Raw genomic sequence first — 12,710 nt, 5'->3', positions numbered from 1 at the left:
GGTATATTTGACCTATGACTACTTCATCTCAACAAGCCCTCACGCCACCCGTTCTGCCGACGCCGTCTACAGCCCGGATTCGGCTTGTCACGGCGGCTTCGCTCTTCGACGGGCATGATGCGGCCATCAACCTCATGCGGCGGCTGTTGCAGTCGTCGGGGGCCGAGGTTATTCACCTGGGGCACAACCGGTCAGTGGCCGAAATCGTGGACTGCGCCATTCAGGAAGATGTACAGGGCATCGCCATCACCAGCTATCAGGGCGGCCATATCGAGTTCTTCAAATACATGTATGACCTGCTCCATGAACGCGGCGCGGGGCACATCAACATCTTCGGTGGGGGCGGTGGCACCATTTTGCCCCGCGAGATCGACGAGTTACACGCCTACGGTATTACCCGCCTCTACAGCCCCGACGATGGCCGCACGCTGGGCCTCCAGGGTATGATCGACGATTTGCTGAACCACTGCCGCGACGTGGTTTTACCCACAACCCTGCCCCAGGACGACACGGTTTTGCGCGTAGCCAGAATGATTACGCAGGCGGAGAGTGGCAACATGCCGGACAGGCAAACAGCCAACCAGCCAAACAGGCAAGCCCCCCCTGTACTGGGTATCACCGGCACGGGTGGCGCGGGCAAATCGTCGTTGGTCGATGAGTTGATATTAAGGTATCTGCGCACCTTCCCCGACAAAACGATGGCCATTATTTCGGTCGATCCGTCGAAGCGGAAAACGGGCGGGGCGTTGCTGGGCGACCGGATACGGATGAATACACTGAACCCATCGGTGAGTCAGGGACGGGTCTACATGCGGTCGCTGGCCACGCGGCAGGCGAACCTTGCCCTGAGCCGTCACGTGCAGGACGCCATTGATATCTGTAAGTCGGCAGGGTTCGACCTGATCATCGTGGAAACGTCGGGCATTGGGCAGTCGGATACCGAGATCACCGAACACGCCGACAAGACACTGTACGTAATGACCGCCGAGTATGGCGCGGCAACGCAGCTGGAGAAAATCGACATGCTCGATTTCGCCGATCTCATTGCCATCAATAAGTTCGACAAGCGCGGTTCGCTCGACGCCCTCCGCGACGTGCGGAAGCAGTACCGCCGCAACCACAACGACTGGGATACCCCCGACGAAGCCCTGCCAATTGTCGGCACGATGGCGGCTCAGTTCAACGATGAGGGCATGAATGGCTTGTTCGACCGGGTGATGAAGAATTTGGGATTTGGGATTGGGGATGTCGGATTTGTTGCTGACGCCAGCGCAAACCCTCGCGTCAGCAACAAATCCGACATCCCCAATCCCAAATCCCAAATCATACCTGGTGATCGGGTGCGGTATCTGGCCGAGATCGTGGAAGAGAGCCGCCGCTACGATGCCTTTGTGAATGAGCAGGTTACGTTAGCGCGCAAGCTGTATCAACTGGATGGGGTGCTTAAGATGGGGGTGGAGGAAGTTCGCCCGCTTTATGAAAAGGCTGAGGCTCAACTGCACCCCACCACTCGCGCATTGCTAGCGCAGTGGCCGGAAATGCAACGGCGCTACACGGCTGATTTTTACGAGTTTACTGTGCGCGATAAGGTAATCCGGCAGCCGTTATATACCGAAACGCTGTCGCATTTACGGGTACCGAAAGTGTCGCTGCCGAAATATTCCGACTGGGGCGACGTGCTGCGGTGGCTGCTGACCGAAAACGTACCGGGCGAGTTTCCGTATGCGGCGGGTGTGTTTCCGCTCAAGCGCGAAGGCGAAGACCCCACCCGCATGTTCGCGGGCGAAGGGGGGCCAGAGCGCACGAATCGCCGGTTCCATTACGTCTCGAAAGGAATGCCCGCCAAACGCCTCAGCACGGCTTTCGATTCTGTCACGCTCTATGGTGAAGACCCCGCCATGCGCCCCGATATTTTCGGGAAAGTGGGCAACTCCGGCGTGAGCATCGCCACCCTCGACGACGCCAAAAAACTTTATTCCGGTTTTGACCTCTGCGACCCCAGCACGAGCGTTTCCATGACCATCAACGGGCCTGCCCCTATGCTGCTCGCCTTCTTTCTCAACACGGCGATTGATCAGCAGGTGGAGAAGTGGTTGGCGAGTGAAAATGGTCAGAAAATGCCCGATTCTGGCATCCAATACCAAGGTGACCTTCCTGAAGGTAACAACGGCCTTGGCCTCGCGTTGCTAGGCACGACCGGCGACAAAGTGGTACCTGCTGACGTGTATGAGCAGATCAAAAAAGATACCCTGCGGAAAGTACGCGGCACGGTGCAGGCCGATATTCTGAAGGAAGACCAGGCGCAGAACACCTGTATTTTCTCCACCGAATTTGCCCTGCGCATGATGGGCGATATTCAGCAGTATTTCACCACCAACCGCGTTCAGAACTTCTATTCGGTTTCTATTTCGGGCTATCACATTGCCGAGGCGGGCGCAAACCCCATCAGCCAGCTGGCGTTTACGCTCTCCAACGGCTTCACGTTCGTGGAGTACTACCTGAGCCGGGGCCTGAAAATCGATGACTTCGCGCCCAACCTGTCGTTCTTTTTCTCGAACGGGATGGACGCCGAATATACGGTATTGGGCCGGGTGGCGCGACGCATCTGGGCCAAGGCCATGAAGCATAAGTACGGTGCCAACGACCGGAGTCAGAAACTGAAATACCATATCCAGACATCGGGGCGGAGCCTGCACGCACAGGAAATTGCCTTCAACGACATTCGCACCACGTTGCAGGCCCTACTGGCGATCTACGACAACACCAACTCACTGCATACCAACGCCTATGACGAGGCCATCACGACCCCCACGGAAGAGTCGGTACGGCGGGCGATGGCTATTCAACTCGTTATCAACCGCGAGTTTGGCCTGACCAAGAATGAGAATCCGTTACAGGGTGCGTTTGTGGTGGAAGAGCTGACGGAACTAGTGGAACAGGCTGTTTATCAGGAATTCATTGCCATAAACGAGCGTGGCGGTGTGCTGGGTGCGATGGAACGGATGTATCAGCGCAGCAAGATTCAGGAAGAGTCGATGTATTACGAAACGCTGAAACACAACGGTGAACTGCCTATCGTGGGCGTCAACACCTTCCTCGACCCCAATGGCTCACCCACGATCACGCCCGCCGAAGTGATTCGCAGTACAGACGATGAAAAACGGGCGCAGGTGGAGAGCGTGCGGGCATTCCAGGAGCGGCATAAAGACAAATCGGAAGCTGCTTTGGCGTACCTGCAGCAAACGGCTTTGACGGGTGGAAATATCTTTGAGAGTTTAATGGAGGCCGCCAAGGTCTGTTCACTGGGACAAATGAGTCAGGCCCTGTATGCCGTTGGCGGGCAGTACCGGCGGAATATGTAACAAATTGCCAGGTTCAAAAGAATGGAAAGAGCAGGTCAGATGTAATTGACCTGCTCTTTCTTTTTATACAGTAGCACGTCTGGAATAAGTCCCGTATAAATACTCGATACTAGTAATAGTAAATACTACGCTGAATTAGTATGAAGGTGAGGCGAATTAAATAGCGTCGACGGTTTAAATTATATTTTATATAAAAAAAATTATCTTACATTGTTCCGCTAAATGCCATCCCAGAAAGGTCTACCAACATCGTAACTCTCTTTATTGGACCACATGAATCATCTTCAGGAAGAAGCCTGTTCAGTATGCGTTGGGGGCGCACCAGCACACAAGCAATTGGTAAAGCCTTGGTATACAGGGATTTCGGCTATACTATTGTTGCTTTTGCCTAAATGTCCGTTTTGCATAGTGGCTTACACCACCTCAATGACGCTCTGTGGAGCACCGGCTGTGGTAGAGCATCACACCAGTTGGGGCACCTGGCTGGTGTCTATACTCGCCACGGTATGCTTAAGTAGTATTCTGATAAACTACCGGGGTCGTGGTACGAGGCGGGCAATTTTTATTGCTTCTGTAGGTATTTTTCTAATTGCCACGGGGCTGTATGCTCCCAATGCGATGGTCTGCTATTATATAGGTTCAGTGCTGCTCTTGCTGGGCAGCCTCTATAATGGCCGGGGGTATCGATGGCTGAGTTCTATTCATTAACCATTCATAAACAAGCGTATTCACTTAAACCTAAACGTGCTACTGTTACCATGATTGCAGCTGATTTCAATTACGAAGCCCCCACCTCGCTGGACGAAGCGTTTACGCTCCTCCGAAAGTATGGCGACGAGGCTAAAATTCTGTCGGGGGGGCATAGCCTCATCCCCATGATGAAACTTCGGTTTGCCTCGCCGGAGTGCATCATCGACATCAACAATATTCCGGGGTTGTCGGACATCACCCGCGAAGGTGACATCATGAAAATTGGGGCACTGGTGCGCGAGGCGCAGGTAGAGCATGCTGCCGAACTGCTGGAGCACTTCCCCATTTTTGCTGATGTGACTAAACTCATTGCCGACCCTCAGGTGCGGAACATGGGTACTGTGGGGGGGAATCTGGCTCATGGCGACGCCGCCAATGACCACCCGGCCGTGATGATGGCCCTGCGTGCCAGCGTGGTCATTGCGGGAGCCGATGGCACCCGTGTAGTGCCCATCGACGAGTTCTTCTTCGGATTCTACAGCACAGCCATTCAGCCCGATGAGATCCTGACGGAGATTCAAATTCCAATGCCCTCACCCTATACGGGTAGCGCCTATCACAAGCTGGAGCGCAAAGTGGGCGACTACGCCACCGCCGGTGTGGCCGTTCAGCTAACCATCGACGCCAATGGCATCTGCACCTATGCGGGCATTGGTCTCACCAACGTAAATCCCCTGCCCATGCGGGCGGCCCGGTCTGAGGAGGCCCTGGTGGGTAAAAAAATCACCGACGAAACAATTGCCGAAGCCGCCCGATACGCATCGGACGATTGCAATCCTTCAGCCGACCTGCGTGGTGATGTCGAGTACAAACGCGCAATGGTGGGTGTACTGACCAAACGCATGATTCACAAAGCCGCCCAACGCGCCGTAGCTTAAAAACAGCCCAATCCTATTCCTATGAAACAAATAACTGTTACCGTAAACGGCCAACCCCATTCGGCGGAGGTTGAGCCTCGTCTGTTGCTGGTCCACCTGATCCGCGAAAACCTGAATCTGACCGGCACCCACATTGGCTGTGATACCAGTAGCTGCGGCGCCTGCACCGTTCTGCTGGATGGCAAATCGGTGAAATCCTGCACCGTGCTCGCCGTACAGGCCAATGGTAAGTCTGTCTCCACGGTAGAGGGCCTCTGTGCGCCGGGTGCCGCCCTGAATCCACTGCAGGAAGGATTCAAAGAAAACCACGGTCTGCACTGCGGATTCTGCACCCCCGGCATGATGATGCGCGCCACTGAACTGCTGGAACACAACCCCGATCCCACCGAAGACGAAATCCGCTGGGGCATTTCGGGCAACCTCTGCCGCTGCACGGGCTATAACAATATTGTGAAGGCCATTCTCTACGCCGGTGCCAAGATGCGCGGGGAGGAGCCCGCCTCTACCGAACCCCAATTTGTCTAAAACCACTAAAAATGAGGAAAGTAGACTGAAGAATGTAACAGGTAAAATGAGCTAACGCAACAGCTGTCCGTGTGTTGGCCCAGAGGCGCCAGCTCATTTTACCTGCTACATTCTTCAGTCTACTTTCTCTACCACTATGACACAAGTATGTAAAACATCAAAGGCTATCGGCGGCATGGGTCACTCCATGAAGCGGAAAGAAGATGGCCGTTTTCTGCAGGGTAAAGGCAACTACGTCGATGACATCAAGCTCGACGGCATGCTTTACATGGACATTGTCAGGAGTCCGTATGCCTATGCCAAAATCAAGAAAATCGACAGTGAAGCAGCGCTGAAAGTGCCTGGCGTACTGGCCGTGATAACAGGGCGCGACCTGGAGCAGTATAACCTTCACTGGATGCCCACCCTAATGTCGGATACGCAGATGGTACTGCCTACCGATACGGTGATGTACCAGGCGCAGGAAGTAGCCGCCATCATTGCCACAAGTCGCTATGCCGCCCGCGACGGTCGTGAAGCCGTGCGGGTTGAGTATGAGGTGATGAAGCCCGTGATCGACCCGTTTAAGGCACTCGACCCGTCGGCACCCGTGTTGCGGACCGATAAACCCGGCAAAACCGATAACCACATCTGGCACTGGGAGGTAGGTGACAAAGCCAGGACAGAGGCCGTTTTCGCCAGTGCCGACGTGGTGGTGAAGGAGCAGATGCACATTCCGCGTATCCATGTGGCCTCTATTGAAACCTGCGGCTGCGTGGCCGACTACAGCAAGGTCAACAACCACCTCACCATGTACATGACCACGCAGGCACCCCACGCCATCCGCACGGTGATTGCCCTGGTGGCGGGTCATGTGGGCCTGACAGAAGAAAAAGTCCGCGTTATCTCGCCCGATATAGGGGGTGGGTTTGGCGGTAAAGTGCCGGTGTATCCAGGCTACGTAATAGCCATTGCTGCCTCGTTTCTCATTGGCAAGCCCGTGAAGTGGATCGAAGACCGGAGCGAAAACCTGCAGGCCGATTCGTTCGCCCGCGACTACCACATTACCGCCGAAATGGCTGGTACCAAAGACGGCAAAATCCTGGCCACCCGCTTCAAAGTGCTGGCCGACCACGGCTACACCGATGCCTCGGCTAACCCGTCGAAATTCCCGACAGGTATGTTTTCCATTGCCACCGGGTCGTATGATTATGGCACCACGTTTATGGAAGCCGACGCCATTTACACTAACAAACCACCGGGCGGCGTGGCCTACCGCTGCTCGTTCCGTGTGACGGAGGCCGTGCACGCCATTGAGCGTATGACCGATCGCTACGCACTGGAAATTGGCAAAGACCCCGCTCAATTGCGTTTCGACAATTTTATTCCGAAGGAAGCTTTCCCCTGGCATTCGCCTACCGGCTGGATTTACGACAGCGGCGACTATGAAGCGGGCCTCCGCAAAGCGATGGACGCCATTGACTACGAAGGTCTCCGCAAAGAACAGACGGAGAAGCGGGCCAAAGGCGAGCTGATGGGTATCGGCATTTCCACGTTTACCGAAGTGGTAGGGGCGGGGCCATCCAAAGATTTCGACATCCTGGGCATCAAAATGTTCGACAGTGCCGAGATCCGGGTTCACCCAACCGGCAAAGCCATCGCCCGCTTTGGCACCAAATCGCAGGGGCAGGGTCACGAAACCACGTACGCACAAATCATCGCCGAGGAACTGGGCATCCCTGCTGAAAACATTCAGATTGAGGAAGGAGACACCGACACGGCCCCTTACGGGCTGGGTACGTATGCCAGCCGAAGCACCCCAACAGCCGGTGCCGCCGCCGCTGTGGCCGCCCGCAAACTCCGCGACAAGGCCCGCAAAATTGCGGCGTATTTGCTGGAGGTAAGCGAAGACGACCTGGAGTGGGAGCCGGGTAAGTTCTTCGTGAAAGGTGCCCCCGAAAAGTCAAAAACGATTCAGGAACTGGTCTTTGCGGCCTATACCAACCATCCGCAGGGTATGGAAGCCGGTTTTGAAGCGACACACTACTACGATCCGCCGAACCTCACGTTCCCCTCAGGTGCCTATATCTGCGTGGTCGACATTGACAAGGAGACGGGCGAAATCAAGGTGCGCCGGTTTGTGGCCATCGACGACTGCGGCAATATTATCAACCCGATGATTGTGCAGGGGCAGGTGCATGGCGGACTCACTCAGGGTATTGCCCCCGCCATGTACGAATCGCTGATTTACGACGACGATGGTAACATTCTGAACGGTACGCTAATGGATTACCTCGTGCCCACGGCGGTTGAGTCGCCCAACTGGGAAACAGGCCATACCATCACGCCGTCGCCGCACCACCCCATTGGGGCCAAGGGCGTGGGCGAATCGCCAACGGTTGGGGCACCCCCCGCCATTGCCAACGCCATCGTGGATGCTCTCTCGCCCTACGGCATCACCCACCTCGACATTCCCATCACGCCCTTCAAAGTCTGGAAGGCCCTGAAAGAGAAAGGAGCCATCTGATTTGGGATTGGGGATTTCGGATTGCTTGCTGCGGTCCAAAATCCGCAATCCCCAATCCGCAATCCCCAATCCATTATGACAACCAACCTTACAAAATCATTTGATGTCGAGCAGCCCATCGACCTGGTCTGGGCCACGCTGACCAACCCGCCCCAAATCGTGGATTGCGTGCCGGGTGCTTCGCTCACCGAGCAGGTTGACGCCGACAATTACAAGGGCTACGTGGGCCTGAAATTCGGCCCGGTCAAAGCGGGCTACGATGGCCTCGTCACGTTTGTGGAGCGCGATGAGGTTAACAAGAAAATGTCGCTCAAAGGCCTGGGGCTGGATAGCAAAGGCAAAGGCAGCGCCGAAATGCTCATGAACGCTACCCTCTCGGAAGTGAACGGCCAAACCCACGTTGACGCCACAATGGACATCAGCATTACGGGCATGCTGGCCCAATTTGGTGCCCGGCTCATCAACGACGTCTCGAATCAGGTATTCGACCAGTTTGTGGCCAATTTCAAGAAAAAGTTAGCCAGCGCGGGTGCCTCTGAGGTCGATGCTACCGCCGACAGTACAACCGAAGAATCAACGTCTGGCATTGGTGGATTCCTTAAAAAACTCTTCTGAGATCCTGGCGGCCTTAGCTGACCATAAGTACGTCGCCGATGATGAATTGGCGACGGCACTTTTTCTGATGCTGAGGCTCGGTAAGCCCCTGCTGCTGGAAGGCCCACCGGGGGTGGGTAAAACCGAGATAGCGTTGGTTATGAGTGAGTTGCTTCAGGCGCCGCTCATCCGGTTGCAGTGCTACGAAGGGCTCGATGTGAACGCGGCGGTGTATGAGTGGAACTACCAGAAACAACTGCTTGGCATCAAATTGCAGGAGGGCAGCGGGCTGTCGGTGGCCGAAAAAGAGAAGCATATTTTCGGGCCAGACTACCTGCTCAAACGGCCTTTGTTACAGTCGATTATGCACGAGACCAAATCGCCGGTATTGTTGATTGATGAACTGGACCGGTCGGATGAAGAGTTTGAGGCGTTCCTGCTCGAACTGCTGTCGGCGTTTCAGATCAGCATTCCCGAAATTGGCACGATCCGGGCCACGCACAGGCCCTATATTATCCTGACTTCCAACCGGACGCGCGAGCTAAGCGATGCCCTGAAACGGCGGTGCCTCTATCACTGGATTGACTACCCGTCATTGGAAAAGGAAATGGCTATCGTGCAGAAACGGTTGCCGCACATCGACGCGCAGTTGCTGACGCAGGTGGTTGATTTTGTGCAGGACATCCGGCAAAAAAAGCTTCTGAAAACGCCGGGTATTTCCGAGACCATCGATTGGGCCGAGTCGCTGCTGGCGCTGGGCTATCGAAACGTACACCAACAGGCCATTCAGCGAACTTTGGGCAGCCTGCTCAAATCAGTGGATGACATACGCCTCGTAACCGATGAAACGGCAAGCGTTCGCGACCACTAGCCTGACTGAGGCTATTGTTGGGTTCGCACAATTTGTGCGGAGCCACGGCCTCAACGTGGGTATTCAGGAAACCCAGGATGCACTGACGGCTGCCAATAAGTTGCTGTTAACCAACAAGTTGTTGCTTAAGCACTCACTAAAGGTTCTTTTCTGTATATCACCCGAAGAGCGAGGTTTGTTCGACCGGCTCTTTAGTTTGTACTGGGACACGAACCCGATTGACCTAGGCGAAACCAAGAACAAAACCACGCTTCAGGGGTCGGTCAACAAAAAGGCAAACAGCCACCTGGTTATGCTGGGGCAGGGCAATACCACCGCCACTGTAGAAGAAGCCAAAAACGTGTCGGGGGCTAACGGGGCTGAGCGGTTACAGCAAACCGATTTTGCGAAAGTAGACGAAGTAAATGCCCGCAAGCTGGACGAACTGGCACAACGGTTGTTTCACGAAATTGCCCTGCGCCTGCGTCGACGGATGAAAGCAAGCCGAACTGACGGCCACATCAACCTGCGCCGAACGATCCGCCGGAGCCTGTGCTACGGTGGCGAACCGCTGGATTTGTACCGGCGGGCGCGGAAACCGAAAAAACAACGCTTGATTGTCCTGCTCGACGTGAGCGGCTCGATGGACAAGTACAGTTTCTTTTTGCTCCGGTTTATTGTGGCCCTGCGTGCGCATTTCCGCCAACTCGAAGCCTTTGTGTTCAGTACGTCGCTTATCCGGATCAGCAGGGCCATTCAGGCCAACCGGATCGAAACGGTGCTGACCATGCTGTCGCAGCAGGCCAACAACTGGTCGAGCGGTACCAAAATTGGCGAGTGCCTGGAAACTTTCGTCGACACCTATGGCAAGCGTACGCTGAACGGTTCGCCTACGGTGATTATCCTGAGCGACGGCCTGGAAACGGGTAGCGCCGACCACCTGGCCCACCAGATGCGGCGCATTCACCGACGGGCAAAAAAAGTGATCTGGCTCAACCCGTTGAAGGGCATGCGAGGCTACGAACCCATTGCCAAAGGCATGGCCGCCGCGCTGCCCTCGGTCGACGAGTTCAGGCCCGCCCACACATTGCAGAGTTTAATAGACCTTGAAACCATCTTAGCCCATGCTTGACGATTTTTTAGCCCAATATAATCGCCGTCGCCAGCGAAACGAATTGTTTGCGACGGCCACCGTGGTGTGGCGCGAAGCGCCCAGTTCGGGCAAAGCGGGCGACCGGGCCATCATCGATCCCCACGGCGACGTGTGGGGCTGGGTGGGCGGCGGCTGTACAAGGGGCATTGTGCTGAAAGAAGCCAGTGCGGCCATGCAGGAAGGTAAATCGCGTCTGGTGCGGGTCAGCCCCGACCCTGCTACCGTAGCGCAACAGGGAATCAACCAATATAAAATGACCTGCCAAAGCGGCGGTAGCGTCGATATATTTATCGAACCGGTGATGCCGAAAATACACCTGATCATCCTGGGGAAATCGGCTATTGCGCAGGCGCTGGCGTCAATGGCCAAACTGCTCGATTACCGCATTACCGTGATGGCGATGGGCGTGACGGAAGGTATGTTCAGAGAGGCCGACGAGGTGAAAATGGCCTTCAGCTTCTCAAAAACGCCCGTTGGCAAACATACGTTTGTGGTGGTAGCCACGCAGGGTGAACAGGACGAAATGGCCCTGAAATCGGCTTTGAAGGTTAACCTGGGCTACCTGGCGTTTGTGGCCAGCCGCAAAAAGCGCGACGCCGTTTTTGACTATCTTCGCTTATCGGGCGTGGATGAGCGCGAACTGGCCAGGGTGAAAACACCGGCGGGTCTCGACATCAAAGCGGCCACGCCACACGAAGTAGCGATTAGTATTTTGGCCGAAATTATTCAAACCGCCCGTACTGAAGTGGCCGCCCCCACCGCTCCCCTGAACCTGGTTGGCACCGATAAATTTTATATCAATCCCGTTTGCGGCGTTCCCGTAGACAAGACGGCACCCAAACACATCGTTGCCTACAAAGACGAAGCGGTTTATTTCTGCTGTGACGGCTGTAAGGTAAAGTTTGAGGCCCAACCAGAGAAGTACATGACCATGACTACGACCACCAACTCATGAACGAAATAAAAGCCATCATTGACGCCTACGACCACATCGACTGGGCCACCACGCAGGCCGCCCTGGCTACGGTGGTACGGGTGGAAGGGTCTTCGTACCGGCGAACGGGTGCCCGGATGCTCGTTATGAGCAATGGCGTCTGGATCGGCGGTATCAGCGGCGGCTGTCTGGAAGGCGACGCCCTCAACCGCGCCCGGCTGGCCATTGCCAAAGCCAGTCCGTCGAAGATAACGTACGATACCACCACCGACGATGAACATCAGATCGGCGTGGGCCTGGGCTGTAATGGCATCATCGACGTGCTGTTTACGCCGCTCATTGCCCATGATGCTGCCAACCCTGTTAACGTGCTTAAAGCCTGCATGAACGAACCCCGCCAAACCCATGTACTCATCACCGTTACGGGCTTGAGAGGCAACTGGTCCACCATTAAAGAGGGCGACGTGATTCGCTATCACGCTGCCGACAGCCTGAACGTGCTGGACAACGCCGCCATTCAGGCGCAGGTAGACGAGCAGGTACACCGCCGTATGGCCCGGAAGATGTCGGCCCCATTGCGGTTTGAGGGGCTGGCGGGTGAGGTGCTGGACGCCTTTATTGAGATTCTGCCGCCCGAAATTCACCTCGTGCTGTGGGGCCACCAATACGATGTTTACCCCCTGTCGAGGCTGGTCAAGCAACTGGGCTGGCGCGTGACACTGGTAGCTAACCCCTTAAAAGTCAACGCAAAAATTGTGGCCCTGGTTGATGCCATTGTGCCGCCCGACCAGTTCGATACCCTTGTCTTTGACGAACATACGGCCCTGGTTTTGATGTCGCACGATTACAAGACCGACAAAACCAACCTGCCCAGGGTACTGGCTACGCCGGTATCGTATGTGGGCATGTTGGGGCCGCGGGTGCGTTCGGAGCGTATCTGGGCCGAACTTGCCGACGAAGGCCAGCCCATTGCCGATGCCGACATGGTCCGGATTCACGCCCCCGTTGGCCTGGACATTGGCGCGGTGTCGCCCGAAGAAATTGCGCTGTCGCTGGCTGCCGAAATTCGGGCCGATTTTTCGGGGCGCGACGGTTCGTACCTACGACTCCGGCAAAGCAGCATCCACGTTCGGGAGACCAGTTAGCCCGTCAGGCAGT

General features: G+C 55.7%; 9 protein-coding genes. All 9 read left to right on the top strand.

The annotated features are described in order from the left end of the window. Positions 1 to 14: 14 nt before the first annotated feature. The 9 genes from J2I47_RS21045 to J2I47_RS21005 all read left to right on the top strand — a co-directional run bounded on the left by J2I47_RS21045 (position 15) and on the right by J2I47_RS21005 (position 12,697). Positions 15 to 3,362, top strand: a complete 3,348-nt coding sequence (locus J2I47_RS21045; RefSeq protein WP_207366590.1) for a methylmalonyl-CoA mutase family protein — start codon at positions 15 to 17, stop codon at positions 3,360 to 3,362. A 758-nt stretch (positions 3,363 to 4,120) separates the two neighbouring features. Then, entirely contained in the window at positions 4,121 to 4,990 is an 870-nt protein-coding gene (locus tag J2I47_RS21040) for an FAD binding domain-containing protein (RefSeq protein WP_207366589.1), read from the top strand. Positions 4,991 to 5,011: 21 nt separating this feature from the next. After that, entirely contained in the window at positions 5,012 to 5,515 is a 504-nt protein-coding gene (locus J2I47_RS21035) for a (2Fe-2S)-binding protein (protein WP_207366588.1), read from the top strand. A 136-nt stretch (positions 5,516 to 5,651) separates the two neighbouring features. Further along, a complete protein-coding gene (locus tag J2I47_RS21030) occupies positions 5,652 to 8,021 on the top strand; it encodes an aerobic carbon-monoxide dehydrogenase large subunit (protein WP_207366587.1) in 2,370 nt (789 codons plus the stop codon). A gap of 75 nt (positions 8,022 to 8,096) precedes the next feature. Then, positions 8,097 to 8,636: an SRPBCC family protein gene (locus J2I47_RS21025; RefSeq protein WP_207366586.1), complete on the top strand. Its 540-nt coding sequence runs from the start codon at positions 8,097 to 8,099 to the stop codon at positions 8,634 to 8,636. After that, positions 8,611 to 9,486, top strand: coding sequence for an AAA family ATPase (locus J2I47_RS21020; protein WP_207366585.1), 876 nt, complete (start codon positions 8,611 to 8,613; stop codon positions 9,484 to 9,486). Before J2I47_RS21025 ends, J2I47_RS21020 begins: the two co-directional genes overlap by 26 nt. After that, a complete protein-coding gene (locus J2I47_RS21015; RefSeq protein WP_207366584.1) occupies positions 9,458 to 10,597 on the top strand; it encodes a vWA domain-containing protein in 1,140 nt (379 codons plus the stop codon). Before J2I47_RS21020 ends, J2I47_RS21015 begins: the two co-directional genes overlap by 29 nt. After that, complete coding sequence (locus tag J2I47_RS21010) at positions 10,590 to 11,573, top strand: XdhC family protein (RefSeq protein ID WP_207366583.1); 984 nt, start codon at positions 10,590 to 10,592, stop codon at positions 11,571 to 11,573. Before J2I47_RS21015 ends, J2I47_RS21010 begins: the two co-directional genes overlap by 8 nt. Then, complete coding sequence (locus tag J2I47_RS21005) at positions 11,570 to 12,697, top strand: XdhC family protein (protein ID WP_207366582.1); 1,128 nt, start codon at positions 11,570 to 11,572, stop codon at positions 12,695 to 12,697. The genes J2I47_RS21010 and J2I47_RS21005 overlap by 4 nt, the downstream gene beginning before the upstream one ends. Positions 12,698 to 12,710: the final 13 nt, after the last annotated feature.

The sequence above is a fragment of the Fibrella rubiginis genome (assembly GCF_017353185.1).
In the GTDB taxonomy this organism is placed as follows: domain Bacteria; phylum Bacteroidota; class Bacteroidia; order Cytophagales; family Spirosomataceae; genus Fibrella; species Fibrella rubiginis.
Note: the sequence above shows the minus strand (reverse complement) of the source record. Positions and strands in the feature narration are given on the sequence as shown.